Raw genomic sequence first — 23,406 nt, forward strand, 5'->3', positions numbered from 1 at the left:
CTCCTATTAATTATCTAAACTGTCAATAGAAAAATTAACTCTATTAGTTGCATCTAAATAACGAACTATTTTTATATCTAAGTCCTTTAAACTAACACTTGATACAATATGTAGGTCAGGATGTTCCATTAAATCAAATAGAACTGCTTCTCTTTTAGGAATATCTGGATCATATATCATAAGACATGGCCTAAATAAATCATTTAATCTAATGGTTAATACCTTTCCTATCATGCCATTATTTAATTTTACAATAGTTCCAGGAGGATAGATACCCAATACTTTGACCATTACATCAAATAATTTTAAATCAATAACAAAATAATATTCTTTGAAAAGGCGCTGCAAAGCCTCTAAAGGACCTAATCTTTTTTCAACATCGTATGTATTACATAGTCTATCGTAAATATTAGCTAATGAAACAATTCTGCTCAATTGATTTATTTTTTCCCCTTTGAGTCCTTGAGGAAATCCGCCCCCTAAAAATCTCTCATGATGTTGATAAACTATATCACATATATCTTTATGGCAGGGCCTTATGGAATTTAAAAGCTCTAATCCATATTTAGGATGGAGCCTTACCAAATCCTTTTCTGAGGTTGTCATTTTATCAACAGATTTTCTCCAGTATTTCTTTTCAATTTTTAATTTACCTATATCATGACATAAAGCTCCGATTCCCAAATACTCCATTTTTTCCTCTTCAATACCTAACTCTTTGCCAATCAACAAAGATAATATCATTACATTTATAGCATGAGAATAGTCCTCTACATCCATACTTCCTTCAGCAACTAAGTGTATAACAATGTCTGATTTGGAAAATATTAACTCCACCCCATCTTTTACTATTTCATGAATGAGATTAAGTCCCCTTTCATCTTTTCCTAATAATAATCTAAAAGAATTATTTAATTGTTTTAACTTAGATAAGTATATTTTTTGAGTAAAAGCTAAGGAATCTTTAATATTTTTAAGCTCTTTAATTTTTATTAATTTTTTCTCTATATTTTGTTTAATAATCTTAGATTCTTGTGGTTCTTTTTCTGCTTCTGCAATGGTTTTTTCCTCAACCTTTGACAAGGGCTCTACATCACTCTTTTCTGGTATATATATTACCTTTTTTATTCCAAGGGACTTTATTGTATCAATTTGCTCCTGATTCTTTATCTTAAAAGAATTAAACATAAATGGATGAGAAAACCACGGCAAATTTAGTTTAATAAATAATCCTACTTGTAATTGTGATACAAATATTTCCTTTTCTTCCATATACTATAAAAGTTATAAAATTTTTTTATTAATTCTATTAATAATCATTTTTAAAAAATTTTCACATATATCATTCCATTTTTTTAATGTAGAAGGAGATATCATATTTTTATAATGTGTAAAATCTAAATTTATATCTATTTCTTCTTCAAAGGGATTTATATTTTTTAAACTATATACACCTGTATAGTGAATAATACTGAGAGGACTTAATTTCTTTTTTTTAATTAAAGATGGCTGTGCATGAAAAGCTATTGCTTCTACAATATTTAAATTAGCTCCCCATAAACCTGCTAAATATGCACCTACTAAGGCATGAGAACATTTAAATTCATCAAGTTCTTTTTTAACAAAATTGGATTTATAAAAACTTTTTTTTAAAAAATTTAAATATCTTTCCTTAAATATTAAAAGCATCAAAAATATACCAATATCATGCAGTAATCCCGCTATAAAACAGTCCTCTATAAATTTATAATCTTTATATAAAGTTTGAGCTATTGCCTTTGAAAGATATGCAACAAGTCTAGAATGTCTCCATATTTCATTTATTGAAAAATCTTTAAATGTAAAATCACTATAATCTAAAAAGATTTCCTGAGATAAAAAAATTGTTTCCAAAATAGATAAATCTATATTGTGCAGCAATTTAAAGAAACTAGATATTCCTTTTGTCTCAACAAAAAAAGAATTCATGATAATTTTAAATATATTTAAAAACATACAAACATCATAATACAAAGTATCTTGAAAAATTTTTAAATCAGATTTTGAAAGTGCTTCTACTAACATTGCATATATCAAGGGATTACATGGTAATACACCTATTTGATTTATTTTTTCTCTCAAACCCTTATCTGGTAACAATTTCCTTAAGAAAACAACTCTATTAATAACCTTTTCTAATTTATCCTTAGGACAAGGTTTGTGAAAAAATTTATGAGTAACTCTTAATGTCTTTTTTACAAGATCTATATCACTATATCCAGATAATATAAATCTAAGTGTATAAGGTGAAATTGTCTGAATTTGTTCTAATAAATAAGCACCATCTATACCAGGCATATGCATGTCAGAAATTACCACATCATATTCTATTTCTTTAACCTGCTTAAGTGCATCCCTTCCATCTAAAACAAAATCCATTTCCCATTCATCTTTTTTATTATAAAATAATCTTTTTAATGAACTTAATACTTTTTTTTCATCATCAACAAATAAAACTTTTAATTTCATATAAGCTCCTCTAAATCCATATTTTCCTGAGATGATTCAGCAACAGGAATCTGGATATAGAATGTAGTACCTTTTCCTACTTGTGATTCAAAAAATATCCTCCCGTTATGTTTTTTTATTATATTATATGCCAGATACAGTCCCTGGCCTGTTCCTTTACCCACTTCTTTAGTAGTAAAAAATGGATCAAATATTTTGTCTCTAATTTGTTCTGGTATACCAGTTCCCGTATCTTGTATCTGGATTTCTACAAGATCTTGCTTTTGCAGGGTTCGTATTGTGATAATACCTTTTTCTTCAGAACTAGATTCTTCTACTTTTTGTGTGATTGCATGTGCAGCATTTACAATTATATTTAAGAGTACCTGATTTATCTCATCTCCATAACCATAAACTGGAGGCAAGTCTTGTGCTAATTCTAATTTTATTTCTGAATGATATTTCCACACATTTCTACTTATTGTAATAGTATCCTCGATAGCTTTATTAACATCAAATAATTTTTTCTCCCGTTTACCTGGATGAGAAAAATCCCTCATGGATTTTACAATTCGTATTACCTGTTCTAAACCTTGAATACTTTCATCTAATGCATTGGGAATATCTTCTTGTAAAAATTCTATATCAATATCTTGTTCTTTTTCTAAAATCTCTTTTATCAGATCATTATTAATTAAATCTTTATTATTTGAAATTTGGGATATAGCAATTTTATATTTTTCCATTAAAGCCAATATATTAAGCAATATATCTTTTAAATAAGTTATATTCCCATAAACATATTGAACCGGGGTATTTATTTCATGGGCTATTCCTGCAGCTAATCCTCCAATTGCTTCTAATTTTTGAGAATGAACTAACTGAGATTCAATTATTTTTTTCTCAGTTATATCCTTTCCTAAAATCAGATATCCCTGTAAATTCGCATTTTTAATAATAGGGTAAATGGTTATTGCTAAAATTCTTACATTTCCATCTTTATCAATAAATGTAATATCTGATAAATGTTTTGAATCCTTTTTGCAATTATCCAATACATTTAAAATTTTATCTATTTCCCAATTAATATTTAAATCCATCAATTTATAACCAACTGCTTTTTCTGCAGGGATTTCAAATAAATTTTCCGCCTCTTTATTCCATCTAAATATGCACTTTTCAAAATCAATAGATATCAAGATTGAATTTATTGAATTTATAATAAGTTCATTTTCTGAATATGCCTTTTTTAATTCTTGTTCTATTTCTTTTAGCTCTGTAATATCACTTATACATGCATAAAAATAAGAAGTTCCTTTTAAAAAAATCTCTCCAACACTAATATCTAAATATTTTTTTCTATTATTTATTAAACAATCAATTAAAAGACGTCTTCTCTTTTTATTTTTAATATGATCCCATAAAAATGATTCTTTTTTATCATCTACTTGGATTAATTCAAAAAGACCTTTATTTTTTGCTTCTTGATTATTTATATTAAAAAATGTGCATGCAGATAAATTAATGTCTTTAATTACCTTATTATGGTCAAAGATTACCATAGGACGCATGTTATCTTTAAATAAATGTAAATAGAATTTACTACTATCAGTTGCTTTATTTTTTGTGTTTATAAAATCTTTGGCACGCTTAATCTTTTTTAATACTTCCTGTTCTCTAAAGGGATACAAGAAAAAGTCGTCTATACCCAACTCTAAAAACTTTATATATTCATCAAAGTCAAATTTATATAAACACACAAATATATAAGGGTATTTTTCTTTAAAAAATTCACTCTTTTTTATTGAAGCTATAATCGTCTCGTTTTCTTTTAGTTTACTATCAACTATAAAAATTTCTGGCAACTCATTTTTTTTAATGAAAGACAGTATATTTTCTTCATTAGGATATGACTTTATCTCTAATCCTAGGTCATTCAAAAGTTTACAAAAACCAGGATCTTCCTTTATTTGTCCTAAAATAATACACTTCATATTTATCTCCTCTTTTACTCTAAAGTAAAAAAATAAGAAAAAATGCTATTGCCCTTAAAGCTCTGTCTTTTAAAATATTTTTAAATCTGGTAAAACTAATGGGTTCATAATGAGAAATAGAGGCATTGAAATTTCCACAATTTCTTTAACATTTTTAAAAATCTGAATTAATAAATGTTTTAATCACCGATGCCCCATATAGTCCTTAGCAATAATGACCTTGTTTACTTGGATTAATTTCTTTTAATTGCACTTCAAAGAATTTTTATTAATTTGACTAAAAAAAAATAGTTTATTATTCGTCAAAAAAAATGACATAATTTGAATGGTTAGTCAAGGTGTTCTCCAAGATTTGGCGGTTCTAATTAAACACTATAATATCATTATCCACTTATTATTGAATATTGAAAGATAAAAGAAAGTTGATTAAGATTACTTTTATTCAGTTAAAGGCAAGTATTTTAATTAAAAAAGGTGTGTAGGTGGATAATGTTTGATTTTATTCTGAGAAATTTAGTGCAAAAGTCCATAACCCTTGTTTTTGTTTCAATTATATCCTTTTTAATTATTTATCTTGCTCCAGGCAAGCCATCTCAAATAGATCCAATGAATCCAAAATTTACCCCAGAGCTTTTAAAGCGATATAGGCAACATTTTCATTTAGATAAGCCATTATATGAGCAATATTTTCTTTTTTATCGAGACCTTTTTACAGGAAGAAGTCTGTCCTGGCAGGACAATCAACCAGTTTTAAAAAAGATTTGGGAGAGGTTTTTAAATAGCTTTCCTTTATTTTTAATAGGTACATTGATAACCTGGACATTGTCCTTTCCTGTTGGCATAAAAAGCGCCCTACATCGGGGTTCTCTATTTGATAGGACCACCACATTTATTGCCTATGTGCTGATATCCATCCCTGGATTTTTCTTTGCATATGTTCTGATAATCCTGGTTGTAACTTACCTCCATGTACCTGTCATTGGCATGAAGACCTTTGGTGTTTTGTCTAAAAATTTTTTTATCTCTCTAATGGATAGACTCTGGCATCTGCTTATTCCATCTCTTTTATCAGCAGCTGGTGGGATAGCTATTTTGTCCAGATATGTTAGAAATGAGATGATTGAGGTGCAAGATGCAGATTACATAAGGACAGCAAGGGCAAAAGGGCTGTCTGAAGACGATGTAATTTATAAACACGCCTTAAAAAATGCACTCCTACCCTTTGTCACAATGTTTGGCCTGATTATACCTGGCCTAATAGGTGGATCTGTGATAATTGAATCTATTTTTTCATGGCCAGGGATTGGTCTTATGGCCTATCAGGCAATATTGGCCAGAGACTATCCTGTTATTTTGACCCTGAATTTTATATCAGCAGTACTTGTGTTAATTGGGACATTTATATCAGACCTTTTGTATATGATTGTTGATCCAAGAATAAGAATTTAACAAGTTATTTTCTTCACTTAAGAAAAAAATAGTTACTTAAAGCAGATCCCACATCTTATCATCATAATATTGTATTATTATACGATTTATCAATGTATTTATTTTTATATTATTACAACCAAAATCTTTGGGCATATTAAAAAGAGAAATAGCTATTTGTTTTGTTAAGTAATTAGTACATGTTTCATTAAAATTTTTATAAATAATTTTTTTTAATCTTTGAGTAGATATATTTTCCTTTAATCCGAGCACAAATCCCCATTCACCAAAGGATGGAATAGAAATGTACATTGGATATGTATAAAAATTACCTGATTCTATGGTTTTTATAATGCAACAAAATGTCTTTTCTGCAAAAAATGGGCTAGAGGCCTGAGTTATTATAGCTCCTTTGGGAGATATTATGTTGTATAAAAAGGTATAAAATTCCTTTGTATATAATCTTGCACTCCTTATATTTCGTGGGTCTGTTAAATCTACTATAACTAAATCAAAGCAATCTCTATTTTTTTTATTATAAACTTTAACAAACTTAAATCCATCTTCAAAATAAACCTTTACTCTTTTATCAAAAAAGCTATTTTTGTTTATTTTTTTCATTATAACATTATTTTTTGAAAATTTCACAAATTCTTTATCTAAATCTACTAATACTATTTTTTTTATATCTTTGTATTTCTCAAGTTCCCTTATTACACATCCATCTCCACCTCCTATTACCAGCACTTTAGAAGGTTTAACAATACTGACTGGTATATGTACAATTGGTTCATGATATCTTTTTTCATCAACAGTGTTTAGTTGAAGATGTCCATCTAAATAAAGGAGGTAGTTATCTTGCCATTTAGTTAACACGATCTTTTGATACTTGGTTTGTTTGATTGAAACAATTGGGTCTCTATAAAACTTTTGTTCAGCCTTTAAATAAATAGGTTTTGCAATAAGGGTAAAAGTTCCTATTATTAGGATGGATAGGATATACAATGATAAAATTTTTTTTGAGATCTCTTTTGAAAAACTAATAAAAATTAGTCCTGCCACTAATAAATTAATAGACCCTACAATAATTGGAGTATAGATAAGTCCTAATTTTGGAAGGAAAAAATAACCATATAAAATACCACCAGGTAGGGCTCCAAGATAGTCTTTTTCAAGAATATTAGAGATATTTTCCTTTAGGTCTTCAAAGGAATCATTTATCCTAACTGCCAGCGGTATTTCCATTCCAATTAAACTACCCACTAAGAAGCACATAAAATAGATGAAAAAAGAGAGTCTATCTGAGTATGGGGCCTGGATGTAAGATAAATACACAGAAAAACTAACAGTGAGACTAATACATATTTCAATCAATATAAGAGAATTAACTAAATCCTGTTTTTTTATCTTCTTGCTTATCCTTGCACCTATTCCCATGGCAAGAAGCATTAGAGAGATAGTCATTGTCCATTGGAATATGGTATCGCCAAGCAAGTATGATGCAAGGGTAGATAGCAGGTATTCTGCAACAATACCTGCAAATCCTGTAAAAAAGATGGAGAGCTTTAAGGTGGTCTTTTTGCTTATCACGGTATAAGGAGAGATGAGATTAAGGCAGAAGAGATAAATATAATACCAATAATAATGCCTGTACCAATATTTGGTTCTTTTAATTCATCTTTAAAAGAAAATTTTCTAAAAAGTACTAAGTCAAACAAAAAGAATAAGATAACCATTATAGCCAGAGCAACAATCCAATCAAGTGAAGTTATTAAAATATCATATAATATTTTATCTTGTGTAGGTCCTGAGATGGCATCTTTAATCACCATAGCTGTTGCTATGAAAATCCCTGAAAAGCTAATTGCAACAGCACTGTTATTTTTTAAAAGCTCCTCTTGCATATTAACCTTAAGTATAAAAGAAAGGATTATAGAGCTTATAAAGAGGAGAATTAATCCCAAGAGACAATATAAAATAGATTCAAAGTACATATAAGACCATGATGTTATAACATCATAACCTGAGAATGCTCCAGATATAACCAATCCCATTGATAGAAAAAAGCTACCTTCAACAAGTCCTGAGGCATGGTTGTTGTGGTCAATTATTTCTGTTGGCAGGTTAATTTTTTGTAAAAAGATCCAGTCAAATATCCTGGTGAACAGAAGGATTAGTACTATCATTAGGGTCCCTGTTATTCCATTTATATAAATAGGATATATGGGATCAATGGAATGTATTAAAGCAATGGAAAAGCCGAGTATAAATCCTGAGAATGATATTGCAAGTGCCATATTATTTTTTGAGAGCAATTCCATTTCCAGGGAGATTTTTTTATAATAAATTTTATCAAACACAAATTTGCCTATTATAATCCATATAAATATCCATGCCAATATTGCTACTAAATTTACTGTTGAAATCATTTATTTACCTCCAAAAAATCCTGATGATCTAAATCCTGATACCCTACTTCTATTGTATTTTGAAGAAAATCTAGATGCAAAAGATGAGGATTGTGACTTTGACGAAAACCTCTCATTAAATTTTGAACCTCTGGATGTTGTAGGATATTTTTTCGAATATTTGTCTTTGTATCTATGATCCCCATAATAAGTGGAACCGTAATAATATCCTGGATAGCCATAATATCCTGGCCAAATTCTTGGACGGACAAAAGAGTATATTGAAGAGATTACACTGATAATAATAAACAAAATTACTATTATGATTATTACTTCAACAGAAGAGAGCCCTTTATTATTTTTTAGAAAAGACATCTTCAATTTCCCATTCTTGTAGTGGTCTGCCTAAAAATATTTCAAAGTCTTGGTCTGACCATTGGAGAATCTCTAAGATATTTCCTTCATTATCTTCAAAATCCCAGATCACAACTGGAGTTCTCTTGTTTTCAACACAATAATAAGCTGCTCCAGAAAACTTTAATGTATAGGGTTTTCCATCAAAAGAAATCTGAGATGGCAGGTCGTCATGGGTATTAAGAAAATCAAATAAATTAATAGATAACTTATTTAAATCCCCTCTTACAAAAAAATATATCCCTTCATCGTCTTTGTTTAAAAATCCTTCCCTTGTAGGGGACTGGATTTTATAATCCCATTCCTTTTCATCTCCATAATCATAATATCCCTTGGATTTTACTTCCCATGATTCACCATCTAATTCAATCACGCTGCCGATATTTAGATTTTCAAGGCTGTGGCCAACTAGTTCTATGTCTTGTTCTTTGTGTTTTTTCAAAGACTTAAAAAAGTCTAATAAACCCATAATTAAAAATCCTCTGCTCTTAATTTTTAAATAGATTACATATTCTATTTAAGTTTGTAAACCTAAAAATTTTTTGGCGCTATAAATAATATCTTTTACTATATCTCTTCCATCTCTACAAGCTCCCACCCATGCCATATCTGATAAATAAGTTTTAGTTCTTTAGGTGATTTTCTGGAGATAATATCATCTTCTGCATATTTTAAAAGCTGAGCTTTTGCCTCGGCCCTTTTTTTGTTTAAAATGTTCTCTGTGAGTTTTTCTCCACGGGGAATATATTTTATTTCAATAAGATATCCAAATCTCACCTTTTGATTTTTCTCATAAAAAGGTTTTAGATAGAGATCTGCAAATCCCTTGTTTAGCTCCCTTTCTAAATGCACTATAAAATAATCAGTAATTGAGATATATGCTGCTAAAAATGCTTTTATTGTTTGTTCTCCCTGAAGATAGTCCCTTATGGAAGTCTGAGTATTTATTTCATTGGATAGTTGTTCAAACACCCCTTTCCATTCACCTGAATATGCCATGTTTTTTATTTTTTCTGCAAGAAAATAGAGATTTGAGCGAAATATCCCTGTGTCTTCATAAGCATCTCTTAAGTGCTCATATAAAAGTTGATTTACTGTTTCATTTGGAATGATTAATTCATCATCTCCATTAAAGGACAAAAGACCCAGGTAAAAGAGATGAGATGTAAAATTTTGAGGATGGGTGAGCCTCTCTAAGGGAAAGGTTTTAACTACTCTACCACCTGCTATGCCATTTTCAATTATTTGTTTTAAAATGGAAAAATTTCCATTAAAGGTCTTAACTTTCCTGTCAACTGTAATAAGGTGTCTCATCTTTGCATAATCTATGCGCACGTTTTCATCAATTAAGTCTCTGGGAAGTTTTTTTAGCACCATTATGTGCTTTAAAAAATAAAATATCATATCTGGATTATATACACGGTCTGTGGTGTCCTCATTAAAGGAATATCCATTATACCATGCAGATATAATTTTAAAAAACTCATCTTTATCTATATTTAAAAGATTTAAAGATGTGTAATATTCATAGATTGTTGCAATCTCTTTTTCAGTAAAACCAAAGAAGGTGCTCAGCCTTGGGTCTAGTGATAAATTTTCTCCAATATTAAAACCCGAGGTTACATCATCAAGTGTAATAGGAGAGACGCCTGTTATAAAGAGTTTGGCAAGGGAAGATTCAGACTCTTCAGTTGCAGCCTTTAATTTTTTAAAAAAATCTTTAAAAAATCCCCCACCATGGGTGAGTTGCATATATTCTTCATGAGAATATGCAGAGAGAATGGCATTTGCAAAATTGTCATACTCATCAATTAAGATGTAAATTTTGTGTTTGGTCTTTTCATAAAATTCTTCAGATAAGACCCTTCTTAGCATCTCAACTCCATTTTCCAGGGCAAGAATGCTTTTTTTAAGATCATCAGGGATCAATTTTTTATACCGGTCAACAAATCTTACCAATATATCGTGGACATATAGGTTAAAGTCATGTTCAACCTTTAATGGGTCTGCCCTTACAGCAGAGAAGTTAAATCTTATAACCAGAAAACTTCCCTGGAGCTCAGTTGGATTTTTGCCGATCCATGTATTTTTAAAAAACTCCTGAAACCTGTGTTTTCTGTTTATGTCATAATAGAGTTCTAAGGTGGATATTAAAAGGGATTTTCCAAAGCGTCTTGGTCTTAAAACAACAATGTGTCTTCCAGCGTTTTCAAGTACAGGAATAAAATGGGTTTTATCTACATAATAGTATTTATTAGATAAGACCTCAGCGGCATCAGCTATACCATAGGGAATTTTTTTAGGTGTTTGAGTCATAAAAAGGCTCCTTTAGGTTTTTTCTTATTTTAAACATATTTATCTCACCTGTGCAATGCTGTTTTTTGCATGTGCAGGATATGTTTGAGACTTATGTTTTTATATTGATAAACACTAATTATTTAAAAGGAATCTGGAAAAATTTTTTAAAGCATAGGCTACTTATGCATTTAAACAAACAAGAGGTTGACAATAAAGAGGCAATAAACTTATTGGAAAGAAAAAAGAATTAAAAAAAATAAAAATTATATTGCATTGTTTAGACATCTGGAATAAAAATTTCCTTAATTTATGGCTGATTTTTTGATTTGTAGGGGCAATTCATGAATTGCCCCTACGGAATTGCCAGGCGATAGGAGGTATTTTATGCGCGTACTTGCTTTTCTTTTAACCCTTTTACTTTGCACTCCTTCCATGTCTTTTGCCACTGAGATGTGTCCTGTTGCCAGAGAGCTGGCAAAGACAAGCCTGAATTTATTTAAAAAAGATAAGAAAAAGGGGCTTTCTGGCCTTATTCGGGCGCACAAGCTCTGCCCAGGGGATAAAAAAATAGCTTATAACCTGGGTGCTGCGTATTATCAATACAAACGCCCTGATCTGGCTTATGGTGTGTGGTTAAAGCTGGCAAAGAAAAACAAAAGGGATTTTAAATTGTTATCTAATCTGGCCTGGGTTGCCCTGGAGATGGGCAGACTGGATGATGCGCAGAACTGGGCCAAAAAGGCTGGTAGTATTAAAAAAGATAAGGACCTTCTGGCCTTGCAACTGGATATTTTGTTTAAAAAGGGAAAATATGAACAGGCCTTAGAGTTTGCCAGGAAAAATAACATGTCTCTTGAGACGGACAGGGCAGCAGGATATCTGGTCTAGACCCTCTGGAACAGGTTCAGGAATGGGGAAAAGGAAGATGCTTTGAGGGAGTTAATAGAGTTTTGCAATAAATACAGAGGGATAGGAAAGCTTGTGAAGGCCAAGGGGTGCATCCGCTAGTAGCGGGAGAAATTTTTGGGTATATTTTGTCATAATGAATTAAAAATATTGCTAATTTTTTAAATTTATAGTATCCCGCAAAATTCGATATAATTGAGACATTATGCCCTGGAATTCAAAAACAGATAAAAGTAAGATTAAGAGCGAGAAAGAGGGAAGTTTCATAAAAAATAGATAAAAGATTTTTTTCAAGAAAAACAATATTATAGACATTATATAAAATTAGAAGGATAACTATATTGTATTATCTGTAAAAAAGGAGATAATACTATGTTTACAATTACAGCACAATCTTTAATCGATGTTAAACCTTCTATTCCAGAAACTAACTTTATTCTTGGGAAGTATATGAAGAGTCTAGAACAATTTGATAGAAAAAATAACTTCTCTTATTGAAATTCCACAGATGTCTTTATTTCAAATTATTGAAACATTGAAAAATAATGGCATATCTTCTTGTGATCCAAAACTACTCTCAATAATCATTGAGCATAAACTTCAATCTTACTTCAAAAATGTTCAATGTCCAAAATGTCAATCAAATATGCATCATAATAAAGTTATATCAAGAGAACTAAAAACAACTTTTGGTACAATTATTCTGCAATCTCCATATTATTCTAGTCCAAAATATAAAACTTGCTTTGAACCTTATGCTAAAGTTTTAAATTTAAGACCAGGAAAATATCAATATGATTTACAAAAAAATATCGCTAAAATTGCATCTTCTGTTCCCTTTGCCGAAGCAGCAGAAATAATAAATGATACATATGGTATTAATATTTCTCCAGAAGTGCATCAGATGGAAATAATCCTTTGGAATATACAGATTATGGTGCTTTTGAAGAGGGTTTGGCAGTATGTGATGGATATTCAATCCTAACTAACAGGATGTTATACATGGCAGGCATTGAAAATATTGTTATCTCAGGGAGTGCTGTGAATCAAAATGGAGAGGGATTTCATGCATGGAACATTATAAAATTATTTAATGACTGGTATCATCTGGACGTGACATGGGATGACTCCCTAGGAGATCCTCCTGATTATGTTAGCTATGACTACTTTAATCTCTCTGATGAAGAAATATCTCAAAATCATTTTTGGGATAGAAATAAATATCCTAATGCATTAAATAACTACAATGAAAATGAATACATAGAAAAAATAGAACATAATTGTAGCATTTTTGAGCCAGAGCTGTGTGATACTGAAATAAAATGTATCAGAATATCTGGTAATTGGTGCAATGGACAATGTCAAATTTCTTCCTGTTCAAATCAATCTCCTGTGATTGACTCATTTACTGTTGACCCATTAGAGGGTGATGCTCCACTTACAGTTACCCTCACCTGTGAGGCACACGACCCTGATGGAAATATTGCTTCTTTTAAATGGGACTTTAATGGAGCTGAAAACTATGACCAAATAACTAATACTGGCTCAACAACTCATACCTATAATGAGGCTGGAGTTTATCATCCTAAATGCACGGTTGTTGATAATGATGGAGCTACAGTCACATCTCAAAGTGTTGAAATCAACGTAAGTGAGGGAGGAGGAAATTGTCTAGATGAAAATTGTCCAGAAGGACAATCCTGTCTCTGCTTTGAGGCACTTAAATGCAATTCTGGAGAAGATTCTTGTGAAGAAGAAGAGTTTTTCCGTGTTGGAGATCATTTTAAATTGAATCTATGTATCAATGCTGAACAGTCCAATAGGTTTGAATTAGTAGACCTCTATGTAGGTATTATTCCTTTACAAACCAATTCCCTTTTCCTTATGACATGGAATCCCTGGGCTCCAGTTATTATTTGGGATGGAGGAGAAATAAATTCAGATGTGGCCTATCGTCAGAATTTAAGGCAATATAGTGAGTGTTACACGATGTACGACTTTGAAGTTCCTCCAGGAATGAGTGACACATATGATTTATATGCGCTTTTCAACCGTGCAGGTCATCCTCTGGATGTATTCTCTCTTCTTTCAAACCTAGCATACAAAAGGATTACTTTTGAAGACATGAGATAAACATAAGGCAGGGCTAGATAGCCTTGCCTGAAAAATACTACATATATTTGCAAAAAAGGAAAAATTTCATGCAAAAAGCTATTGAGTTAAGGTCAATTTTATCAAAAATAAACTCCAGAGGATATAAGGCATATAAAGAAATAGCTGGTCAATATGATATGGGAAGTTTTATTTTGTATATTGACCATGTGCAGAGCGACCCTTTTGCTCCACCATCAAAAATAAGGATAGCAGTTGACCAAAGCATTGCTAAATTCCCCTTAGAATTGTTTTCAAACTCATCTAGAAAAGTTGGAGTGGAAGATTTTATTGCAAGAAAATTTAAAAATTACAGCCAGCTATTTATGAATAAAAAGGGAACTGGCTCAAGTGGATTAATTACAATTGATGCAGGAGCACAGGAAATTATTGAGAGAACATCTATTAAAGTAACAAAGGAAAAAGTGGAGGCACGAATATACATAGGACTTCCTGCTGCTGGAAGAAAAATCATCTCCCGGGAGGCAGAAAATATTTTTTTCCAAATACTTCCCAAAATAGTAGAAAAGAGTCTAATTTACAAAAACCTTCCAAAAGCAGAATTAGAACATTTTGTTTACTTAAATGAGGACCAAGATTTTTTAAGAAACAAGTTAAAAGAGCTTGGACTTGTTTGTTTTGTTGGAAATGGAAGCATCCTTCCTAGAGAAAGCGGGATTAGTGACAAACCCATGCGAGATGGTTCCCCTGTTCCATTTTCTTCCCCACCATCCCTGGAAGTTCAAATAGACCTGCCCTACTCAGGCACTATCAAGGGTATGGGAATCCCAAAAGGGATTACATTGATTGTTGGTGGTGGATATCATGGAAAATCTACCCTTTTAAAGGCAATAGAAAAGGGAGTATACAACCATATACCTTCTGATGGCAGAGAATTTGTAATAACTGTACCAGATGCAGTTAAAATCAGGGCAGAAGACGGAAGATTTATTCAAGGTACTGATATTTCCCCTTTTATTTCAAACCTACCAGGTGGAATAGATACACGCAATTTTTCTACCCAAAATGCAAGTGGCTCCACATCCCAAGCAGCAAATATAATAGAAGCAGTTGAGGCAGGAGCAACTCTTCTGTTAATGGATGAAGATACCTGTGCTACAAACTTTATGATAAGAGATGGCAGGATGCAGAAATTGGTGTCAAAATCCTGTGAACCAATAACTCCATTTATAGACAGGGCAAAAGAATTGTATGAAAAATTTGGTGTTTCTACAATACTTGTGCTTGGCGGTTCTGGAGACTATCTGGATATTGCAGAGCATGTAATAATGTTAAAAGAATATAGAGTATTTGATGTAACCACTAAAGCAAAAGAAATTGCAAAAGAGATAATAAACTTTAGACAACAAGAAAATATTGAACCCTTTAAAAATATAAAAAGGAGAAAAATTGGTCCAGGTTCTATAAAGATTACAGCAAGGGACAAGATAAAAGCAAAAGGACAATCACATATACTTATTGGGAAACAGGTAATTGACTTAAGCTTTGTAGAACAACTGGTAGATCCATCCCAGACCAATGCTATAGATTGTTTTATTGAATATATCAATAAAAAATATTTAATAAAGCAAGATTATATTGTAAATATTGTAAATAAAGTTTTTGAAGATATTCAAAGCAAAGGTCTTGAGATAATATCACGATCCCCTCAAAGACATCCTGGTTCTTTGGCAATGCCAAGAAAATATGAAGTAATGGCTGCATTAAATAGATACAGGTTACTTAAGACCTATTAGGGGAGCCAAGATATTTATGTGAATAACTATAATTTCCAAGGCAAGATTTATGAATAAATATATTTTCTCTACTTACAGTTCAAAAAACAATAAAAATAAAAAGATACTGAAAGTTGTCAGTGTAGTTGGGATCCTGCTAATTGTGTGTGGTTTTATCTTTTTAAAAGAGAAATATAGGTCTGAACATACTCAAGAAAAAAATAAAAACATAAATGTTATTTCTCCAGTTCCCCCATTGATTTCCAGTAAGACTTATGCAAAAAAAATAATATCAATAAAAAAAAGAATTAGATACGGTGAAAATTTGGTTACAATTTTACGGAATTACCTCAATATATCAGATATAATTTATCTGACAAAGAAGACAAAGAAGATTTATCCCTTAAATAGACTGGTTGTAGGACAGCCATATACCTTATATTTAAAAGACAATAAATTAGTATCCTTTGAATATGAAATAAATGATCTGGAAAAAATCAAGATTAATTTAGACAAAGAAGATTTTAAAGTACAAAAAGTTTCTATTAAATATGATGTTAAACCGACCATCATTAAAGGTACAATTAAATCAAGTTTATTCGAGGCAATTGAAAAAGCCCATGAAGGAGATTTACTTGCATTAAAATTATCAGAAATTTTCGCATGGGACATAGATTTTATCAGAGATATAAGAAAAGGAGATTCTTTTAAATTAATAGTAGAAAAGAAATACAGAGATGGAAAATTTAAAGGATATGGAAATATTTTAGCTGCTGAATTTATTAATCAGGGAAGAATATTTAATGCATTTTTATACACAACCAGAGCAGGTAGAACTGACTATTTTGATCAAAAGGGTGTTCCTTTAAGAAAATCTTTTCTTAAGGCTCCACTAAAGTTCACTAGAATATCATCTAGATTTTCATATCATAGATTTCATCCTATTTTAAAAATAGTAAGACCCCATCTTGGGGTAGACTATGCAGCTCCTAGAGGTACCCCAATAAAAACCGTTGCTGATGGAATTGTTATAAAAAAAGCATATGACAGAGCAGCTGGAAAATATGTAAAGATAAGACACCCAAATGGATATGTCACTGTGTACAACCACATGTGTAGATTTGCCAAGGGACTTAAAGTTGGCAAAAGGGTTTTGCAGGGGGAGATAATTGGCTACGTTGGAGCAACGGGATATGCAACAGGACCTCATTTGGATTTTCGCGTCAAATACCATGGAAAATACATAAACCCTTTAAAAATTAAATCAACTCCCCTAAAACCCCTTCCAAAACAAGAAATGGCAAGATTTCAAGAAAAAATACGTCCCTATCTTGCAGCGCTTAGAAAAAACAACATCAAACTTCTGGCATACAACAAACAGCTTAATCAAAAAATACACGAGAATTAAGAGGGGTTTTATTTACAAACAAAGATTCAATATTTGATTTAGACCTAGTAGATATCTTAAGATTACAGATTTGAAGGCTACTTTTAATAGTCCTTCCATAAAACCTAAGGCTGTTATCAATAAAATTATTTACAACAAAGCCGGCCTTCACCGTGATTGGTACCATCTCTGAGTTCCATCTCACTTCTACCAATCTATAAAAATCCCTTGTAACAGGATCTACGATTAAATTGCCAGTTTTTATCAATGTCTCTGTGACAGAATTTGGCAAGATTCCACTAATTTTACAGAGATACTCTATAAAGGATGGATATAAGATCAAATAGTAATTTTCATCTATCTTACAAGCAATAGACTTCCCCGGCACATTTAATATGGTATTGTCTAATTCATACCTTCTGGCCAGCTCTTTTTGGAGTAAATTAATTATATTTGAATAGTCTATAAGCGGCACCATAATTGTAAATCCATTCTTTTATTAAAATTTTCCTCTTCCTATTCAAAACTTGACCCCTTAAATTTTATTTTTTATTGTTAATAAAAATTTGTCAATTATAAAAATTAAAAGGAAACAAAAATGGAAATTACATGTCCACAATGTGGATTTTCCAAAGACATTCCTGAGGATAAAATCCCAAGTAATGCTCAAATAGCCACATGTCCTAAGTGTAAACATAAATTTAAATTTAGGGAGATTGAACAAAATATAGAAGAACAAACAAAAGAGAACATAGAAGAAAAAGAAGCAAGAGGTGAAGACATATGGTCAAGCCTTGAAAAAATAAACTCAGAAGAAGAAAAATATTCCTTATCAGAGGTCAACGATGATGTACAACAAGGCCAATCTCCCCGAGTATCTCTTTCTGTTCCCTGGGAAGAACTGGAACAAAATGGCTTTTTTGCAGGTTTTTTTGATACCATAAAAATGGTATGCCTAAGTCCAAAGGAATTCTTTAAATCAATGTCAACAAGAGGTGGCTATACAAGACCCCTTATTTTTTATTTGTTGATTTCTGAATTTTACACTGCTTTCAGGATGATATGGTCAATGGCTGGCGTGGGAATAATGAATCATAGCCAGAAAATGGATATCCTAAATCTAGGCCTCCACGGTATAGCATCTTTGCTCTGGCTCTTGCTCTATCCAGTTTTATTAACAATACTCTTATTTATTGCAGCAGGAATTAATCACCTATGTCTTTTGCTGGTAAAAGATGGAACAAGGGGGTTTAAAGGCACTTTTAAAGTCCTTTGCTACTCCTCTGCACCCATGATTATGAGTGTGTTTCCAATCCTTGGCCCTATCATAGGTATAATCTGGTCCAGTATATGTAATTTTTTGGGCTACAAATTTGTCCATAAAACCTCTGGAATAAAAGTAGCAATAGCCATGTTAATTCCTGTTTTAATAATTCTTCTTTTTTCCATGCCAATAGCCATGCAAATGAAAGGTATGTAATTATGTTTAAAATAAAAAAAATATTTAAGGTTTTTAAAAATAAAGATATGGAAACAGAACTTACCCGTGAACAATTTAAGAAATTGGCAAATGAGATTAGAGGCCTTACTGAGTTGATTGGTAAAATATGGATAGCTAATAATGAATTTCAAATAAAATTAAAGAGAATTCAACAGGAAATGGACCAACTGGAGAAAATAGTGGAAAATAGATTTTTCTCTCATCTACCAGAAAAGAAAAAAAGAGAGTTAAAAAGAAGTTTGATTATTTCAAAACAAGAACTCATTAAATGTATAGAAGAAGCTCCATGTCCAACAGATAGGAAACAATAGAGTGAAAAAGGGCATCCTAATAACTTTATTTCTATTTACTCTTTCATGCGCAACTAAGGATTTTGAAATAGATTATACAACAGTTACATTGAAACTACCTTCACACATAATAAAAGGTAAGCCTAACTACCTTATATATCCATTAAATTCTCCCAATAAACCTCCATCTGCATTTTTAGTCCCTTTTAATATTAAAGTTAATATAGAAAAAAATAGAATATTCTTACAAAGAGAGCTTACAAAGATATTATACAGTAATTTTTTACAAAATCAGGTCTTCAAAAGATTTGTATTGTCCAAAAAGAACATCAACAATATTTACGATGCAATAAAAAGTGCTAGAGAGAAAAAATGCAGGCTTGTTATAATCCCTACCCTTACTTATTGCTTTTTTGGTGGAAGATTATCTCCTACGAAAATGGCAATAAAAATCGACATCTATGACACCAGGTCTCAAGATTTAATCTGGTCAATTACTCATATGGGAGAAATTAAAGTGTTTGAAGATAAAGATTATATTTTCTGGAAGACCAAATACAATTATCCTTTATTTCCAGAGGCTGTATTACTCAGTGGACTCTTAGATGACATTAATAGGCCTATAAAGAGATGGGCCGAGGATATAGAACCAATATTTCCAAAAAAAGAAAAAAAACAATTAAGGAGTGAAACAAGTGATTGGAATTTCTAAATTATATTGTTCTAATATTGAACCATCAGATGCCTTAAGATATGGAAGGGATTCAAAAAAACTTCCTTCACACCTCTTGCAATTTTCAAAGGACAAAAAGCCAGTAATAGTTTGGAATATAACCAGAAGATGTAATCTTAAATGTATTCACTGTTATGCCCAGGCAAAATTAAATTGCATTGATCAAATATCAACCAAACAGGCAAAAGAGATATTAAAAGATCTTGGTAAATTCGGCGTTCCTGTGGTGCTATTCTCTGGTGGTGAACCTTTAATGAGGGAAGATCTCATTGAGCTTGCAAAATATGCAGTTGAGTTGGGTATGAGAACGGTTATATCTACCAATGGCACATTGATTACCAGACAAAAGGCAAAAGAATTAAAAGAAGTTGGACTATCCTATGTAGGCATATCAATAGACGGTCTGGAAGAAATTCATGACAATTTTAGGGGAGTTAAAGGGGCCTTTAAACAGGCAATGGAAGGGGTTTTAAATTGTCAGCAAGAAGGACTTAAAGTTGGACTAAGATTTACCATCAATAAAAGAAATTATACAGAAGTTCCCAAAATCTTTAACCTAATAAAAGAGAGGTCTATTCCAAGGATATGTTTTTACCACTTGGTCTATAGCGGCAGGGGCTCAAAACTAATAAATGAAGACCTAACCCACCAACAGACCAGAGAACTCATGGACCTAATACTTGAAAAGACAAAAGAATTGTTTGATAAGGGCCATAAGGTAGAGGTGCTTACTGTTGATAACCATGCTGACGGCCCTTATATTTATCTAAAACTTTTAAAAGAAAATCCCAAAAGGGCTGAGGAGGTCATGGAACTTTTAAAATTCAATGAGGGAAATAATTCAGGAAGGGGTATTGGCTGTATTTCATGGGATGGAGAGGTCTATGCAGACCAATTCTGGAGAAATCACTCTTTTGGAAATGTCCTTAAAAGACCTTTTTCTGAAATCTGGGAGGATCCAAATATAAAACTTCTTAAAAAACTCAAAGATAAGAAAAGATATGTAAAGGGTAGATGTGCAAAATGCAGATTTTTAGATATTTGTGGAGGAAATTTCAGGGCCAGGGCTGAAGCAGTGTATGGAGATATTTGGGCAGAAGATCCTGCATGTTACTTAACAGACGAAGAAATAGGAATAAAATAGGGAGGATAGCACATGTTTTTTAGGGGAAGACGGCTTAGAAGCAAAACATATCTCAGAGATATGATAAGAGAAACCCATATTAGAGCTGAAGATTTAATTCAACCCTATTTTGTTGTAGAAACAGATGATAGAAATTTCTGCAAAGAAATACCTTCAATGCCGGGTCAATACCAGCTTGGTATTAATGCTCTATTAAAAAAAATCGGAGAAATTTATCCTTTAGGACTACGGGCAATAATACTTTTTGGTATCCCAAAGAAAAAAGATGAGGTTGGTTCTTCTGCCTATAATCCAGATGGTGTTGTACAGACGGCAGTAAAGGAAATAAAAGACAAATTTCCAGAATTAATTGTTATTACAGATGTGTGTCTTTGTGAATACACATCTCACGGTCACTGTGGAGTGGTTAGAGACGGTCAGGTCTTAAATGACCAATCTCTAAATCTCCTGGCTAGATGCGCTCTTTCACATGTAAGGGCTGGTGCTGATATGGTAGCACCATCAGATATGATGGATGGAAGGATAAAAATGATAAGGGAAAGTTTAGACCAGTACGGTTTTTATAATATCCCTATTATGTCATATGCTGTAAAATATGCTTCAAGCTTTTATGGACCCTTTAGGGAAGCTGCTGAAAGCGCTCCTCAATTTGGAAATAGAAAAACATACCAAATGGATCCTCCAAATAAGAGGGAAGCAATCAGAGAAGCAAAAGCAGATATAGAAGAAGGGGCTGATATTATCATGGTCAAACCAGCACTTCCTTATTTAGATATCATAACAACTCTCAGACAAAAATTTTCTTATCCAGTTGCTGCATATCAGGTATCAGGTGAGTATGCCCAAATAAAGGCTGCAGCAAAAATGGGATGGCTTGATGAAAAAATGGTGACATTAGAAAGTTTAATTAGTATAAAAAGGGCTGGTGCAGATATTATTTTATCCTATTTTACTGAAGAATTTTTAAAAAATTGGCAAGAGATATGAAAAAACTAAAACCCAATTTAAGGCTTGTTGCCTGGGAAGTGACATCTGCCTGTAATCTCGCATGTAAACATTGCAGAGCAGAGGCTAAAGTAACACCAAATAAAGATGAGCTTACCACTTTAGAAGGGAAAAAACTCCTTGAATCTATAGCTGAAGTTGGAAAACCAATAGTAATTTTCACAGGTGGTGAACCCCTTATGAGGGAAGATATCTTTGATTTGATCTCATATGCTAAATCCCTCGGATTAAAACCTGTGCTATCACCAAATGGCACTCTTATTACACGGGAAGTTGCCAGAAAAATCAAAGAGGTTGGCCTCTCAAGGGTTTCTATTTCTATTGATGGACCTGATGCAAAATCCCACAATGAATTTAGGGGAGTAGATGGTGCTTTTGAAAAGATTATTAAGGCAATTTCCTTTCTTAAAGAAAATAAAATAGAGTTCCAGATAAATACCACTGTAACAAAATCAAATCTGGAAAGCTTTAAAAAAATATTTGATCTTGTGAAAGAGTTGGGTGCTGTTGCCTGGCATATTTTTTTGTTGGTTCCAACAGGAAGGGCAAGTAAAATTCAAGATCAAATAATTTCTGCACAAGAATATGAAAAGGTTTTGAACTGGTTTTACGATTTCAGGAAAATAGCTCAAAATATTCATTTAAAGGCAACCTGTGCACCTCACTATTATAGAATCCTCAGGCAAAGAGCAAGAGAAGAAGGTATAAAGGTAAATTTTGAAAATTTTGGCCTTGATGCAATATCAAGGGGTTGTCTTGGAGGAATAGGCTTTTGTTTTGTCTCCAATAATGGAATAGTGCAACCATGTGGATACTTAAAGGTAAAGTGTGGAAATATCAGGGAACAAGATTTTAAAACCATATGGGAGCAATCACCTGTTTTTGAAAAACTGAGAGATCCAGCTTGTTATAAAGGAAAATGTTCTGTTTGTGAATATTTTATGGTGTGTGGAGGTTGCAGGGCAAGATCCTATACCATGTTAGGAGATTATCTTGAAGAAGAGCCTTTGTGTAGTTACATACCCAAAAGGATTGAATAAATTATGGACCAAAAAGACAGGGATATCTTAGATATTATCCAATCAGAATTCCCTATTTGCTCCAGACCATATGCAGAGATTGGAAAACTGGTTGGACTTACAGAGGCTGAAGTATTGGCAAGGGTGAGAAAATTAGGACAAAAGGGAATTATCAGACGCATTGGTGCAAATTTTCAGTCCAGAAAATTGGGGTGGAAATCTACCCTTTGTTGTGCCAAAGTTCCAGAAGATAAATTGGATTTATTTGTAGAAACTGTAAATAAATATCCTGGTGTTACTCACAATTACTTGAGAAAACATGAATTTAATGTATGGTTCACCTATATTGCCCCCTCATGGGAGGACATTGACAGAGATTTAAAAGAGATGGAAAAACAAACAGGGATTAAAATCCTGAGCCTTCCTGCAACAAAGATGCTTAAGGTAAAAGTAGATTTTAAGATGAATTCTGATTAAAAAATCTTGTTTAGCTATTTCTGAACAC

The 23,406-nt window shown here is 31.9% G+C and carries 22 protein-coding genes; 13 read left to right on the top strand and 9 right to left on the bottom strand.

Features of this window, described 5'->3' with window-relative positions:
• Nucleotides 1–6: 6 nt before the first annotated feature.
• Genes ACYQ1E_RS15485 through ACYQ1E_RS15495 form a run of 3 tightly spaced genes read right to left on the bottom strand, consistent with a single transcriptional unit; the run spans nucleotide 7 to nucleotide 4,481 of the window.
• The gene (locus ACYQ1E_RS15485; protein WP_459881382.1) at nucleotides 7–1,272 is read right to left on the bottom strand and encodes a cyclic di-GMP phosphodiesterase; all 1,266 of its coding nucleotides are present in this window, start codon (nucleotides 1,270–1,272) and stop codon (nucleotides 7–9) included.
• A gap of 12 nt (nucleotides 1,273–1,284) precedes the next feature.
• Nucleotides 1,285–2,508 carry an HDOD domain-containing protein gene (locus ACYQ1E_RS15490; RefSeq protein ID WP_459881385.1) on the bottom strand — a complete coding sequence of 408 codons (1,224 nt, stop codon included), beginning with the start codon at nucleotides 2,506–2,508 and terminating at the stop codon, nucleotides 1,285–1,287.
• Entirely contained in the window at nucleotides 2,505–4,481 is a 1,977-nt protein-coding gene (locus ACYQ1E_RS15495) for a PAS domain-containing sensor histidine kinase (protein ID WP_459881388.1), read from the bottom strand. The genes ACYQ1E_RS15490 and ACYQ1E_RS15495 overlap by 4 nt, the downstream gene beginning before the upstream one ends.
• A gap of 489 nt (nucleotides 4,482–4,970) precedes the next feature.
• Between ACYQ1E_RS15495 and ACYQ1E_RS15500 the strand changes: the two genes are divergently transcribed.
• A complete protein-coding gene (locus ACYQ1E_RS15500; RefSeq protein WP_459881391.1) occupies nucleotides 4,971–5,930 on the top strand; it encodes an ABC transporter permease in 960 nt (319 codons plus the stop codon).
• Between the two features lie 36 nt (nucleotides 5,931–5,966).
• Here the strand turns inward: ACYQ1E_RS15500 and ACYQ1E_RS15505 are convergent, their stop codons facing one another.
• From ACYQ1E_RS15505 to ACYQ1E_RS15525, 5 genes are all read right to left on the bottom strand, one after another.
• Complete coding sequence (locus ACYQ1E_RS15505) at nucleotides 5,967–7,499, bottom strand: polyamine aminopropyltransferase (protein ID WP_459881394.1); 1,533 nt, start codon at nucleotides 7,497–7,499, stop codon at nucleotides 5,967–5,969.
• Nucleotides 7,496–8,338 carry a DUF350 domain-containing protein gene (locus ACYQ1E_RS15510; RefSeq protein ID WP_459881397.1) on the bottom strand — a complete coding sequence of 281 codons (843 nt, stop codon included), beginning with the start codon at nucleotides 8,336–8,338 and terminating at the stop codon, nucleotides 7,496–7,498. The genes ACYQ1E_RS15505 and ACYQ1E_RS15510 overlap by 4 nt, the downstream gene beginning before the upstream one ends.
• Complete coding sequence (locus ACYQ1E_RS15515) at nucleotides 8,339–8,692, bottom strand: hypothetical protein (protein ID WP_459881400.1); 354 nt, start codon at nucleotides 8,690–8,692, stop codon at nucleotides 8,339–8,341.
• Nucleotides 8,673–9,200, bottom strand: a complete 528-nt coding sequence (locus ACYQ1E_RS15520; RefSeq protein ID WP_459881403.1) for a DUF4178 domain-containing protein — start codon at nucleotides 9,198–9,200, stop codon at nucleotides 8,673–8,675. Before ACYQ1E_RS15520 ends, ACYQ1E_RS15515 begins: the two co-directional genes overlap by 20 nt.
• 98 nt (nucleotides 9,201–9,298) lie before the next feature.
• On the bottom strand, nucleotides 9,299–11,047 hold the full coding sequence (locus ACYQ1E_RS15525; protein ID WP_459881406.1) for an AAA family ATPase: 1,749 nt from the start codon (nucleotides 11,045–11,047) through the stop codon (nucleotides 9,299–9,301).
• Nucleotides 11,048–11,413: 366 nt separating this feature from the next.
• On the opposite strand from ACYQ1E_RS15525, the gene ACYQ1E_RS15530 reads away from it, so the two are divergent.
• The 5 genes from ACYQ1E_RS15530 to ACYQ1E_RS15550 all read left to right on the top strand — a co-directional run bounded on the left by ACYQ1E_RS15530 (nucleotide 11,414) and on the right by ACYQ1E_RS15550 (nucleotide 17,230).
• The gene (locus ACYQ1E_RS15530; protein WP_459881409.1) at nucleotides 11,414–11,917 is read left to right on the top strand and encodes a tetratricopeptide repeat protein; all 504 of its coding nucleotides are present in this window, start codon (nucleotides 11,414–11,416) and stop codon (nucleotides 11,915–11,917) included.
• A 487-nt stretch (nucleotides 11,918–12,404) separates the two neighbouring features.
• Nucleotides 12,405–12,920 carry a hypothetical protein gene (locus tag ACYQ1E_RS15535; RefSeq protein ID WP_459881412.1) on the top strand — a complete coding sequence of 172 codons (516 nt, stop codon included), beginning with the start codon at nucleotides 12,405–12,407 and terminating at the stop codon, nucleotides 12,918–12,920.
• Nucleotides 12,854–14,068, top strand: coding sequence for a PKD domain-containing protein (locus ACYQ1E_RS15540; protein ID WP_459881414.1), 1,215 nt, complete (start codon nucleotides 12,854–12,856; stop codon nucleotides 14,066–14,068). The genes ACYQ1E_RS15535 and ACYQ1E_RS15540 overlap by 67 nt, the downstream gene beginning before the upstream one ends.
• Nucleotides 14,069–14,136: 68 nt before the next feature.
• Nucleotides 14,137–15,843, top strand: coding sequence for an ABC-ATPase domain-containing protein (locus tag ACYQ1E_RS15545; RefSeq protein ID WP_459881417.1), 1,707 nt, complete (start codon nucleotides 14,137–14,139; stop codon nucleotides 15,841–15,843).
• Nucleotides 15,844–15,892: 49 nt separating this feature from the next.
• On the top strand, nucleotides 15,893–17,230 hold the full coding sequence (locus tag ACYQ1E_RS15550) for a M23 family metallopeptidase (protein ID WP_459881420.1): 1,338 nt from the start codon (nucleotides 15,893–15,895) through the stop codon (nucleotides 17,228–17,230).
• On the opposite strand, the gene ACYQ1E_RS15555 is transcribed toward ACYQ1E_RS15550, so the two are convergent.
• Entirely contained in the window at nucleotides 17,205–17,687 is a 483-nt protein-coding gene (locus ACYQ1E_RS15555) for a hypothetical protein (RefSeq protein ID WP_459881423.1), read from the bottom strand. The genes ACYQ1E_RS15550 and ACYQ1E_RS15555 overlap by 26 nt on opposite strands.
• 120 nt (nucleotides 17,688–17,807) lie before the next feature.
• Between ACYQ1E_RS15555 and ACYQ1E_RS15560 the strand changes: the two genes are divergently transcribed.
• The 7 genes from ACYQ1E_RS15560 to ahbA are packed head-to-tail and all read left to right on the top strand — an operon-like array spanning nucleotide 17,808 to nucleotide 23,378.
• The gene (locus ACYQ1E_RS15560) at nucleotides 17,808–18,689 is read left to right on the top strand and encodes a YIP1 family protein (RefSeq protein WP_459881426.1); all 882 of its coding nucleotides are present in this window, start codon (nucleotides 17,808–17,810) and stop codon (nucleotides 18,687–18,689) included.
• A 2-nt stretch (nucleotides 18,690–18,691) separates the two neighbouring features.
• Nucleotides 18,692–19,021 carry a hypothetical protein gene (locus ACYQ1E_RS15565; RefSeq protein WP_459881429.1) on the top strand — a complete coding sequence of 110 codons (330 nt, stop codon included), beginning with the start codon at nucleotides 18,692–18,694 and terminating at the stop codon, nucleotides 19,019–19,021.
• Nucleotide 19,022: 1 nt separating this feature from the next.
• Nucleotides 19,023–19,712: a hypothetical protein gene (locus ACYQ1E_RS15570; protein WP_459881432.1), complete on the top strand. Its 690-nt coding sequence runs from the start codon at nucleotides 19,023–19,025 to the stop codon at nucleotides 19,710–19,712.
• Complete coding sequence (gene ahbC, locus ACYQ1E_RS15575) at nucleotides 19,696–20,877, top strand: 12,18-didecarboxysiroheme deacetylase (protein ID WP_459881435.1); 1,182 nt, start codon at nucleotides 19,696–19,698, stop codon at nucleotides 20,875–20,877. Before ACYQ1E_RS15570 ends, ahbC begins: the two co-directional genes overlap by 17 nt.
• A 12-nt stretch (nucleotides 20,878–20,889) precedes the next feature.
• A complete protein-coding gene (hemB, locus tag ACYQ1E_RS15580) occupies nucleotides 20,890–21,864 on the top strand; it encodes a porphobilinogen synthase (RefSeq protein WP_459881438.1) in 975 nt (324 codons plus the stop codon).
• The gene (gene ahbD, locus ACYQ1E_RS15585) at nucleotides 21,861–22,922 is read left to right on the top strand and encodes a heme b synthase (protein ID WP_459881441.1); all 1,062 of its coding nucleotides are present in this window, start codon (nucleotides 21,861–21,863) and stop codon (nucleotides 22,920–22,922) included. Before hemB ends, ahbD begins: the two co-directional genes overlap by 4 nt.
• A gap of 3 nt (nucleotides 22,923–22,925) precedes the next feature.
• Nucleotides 22,926–23,378, top strand: coding sequence for a siroheme decarboxylase subunit alpha (gene ahbA / locus ACYQ1E_RS15590; RefSeq protein ID WP_459881444.1), 453 nt, complete (start codon nucleotides 22,926–22,928; stop codon nucleotides 23,376–23,378).
• Nucleotides 23,379–23,406 lie beyond the last annotated feature (28 nt).

Source organism: Desulfothermus naphthae (genome assembly GCF_054657475.1).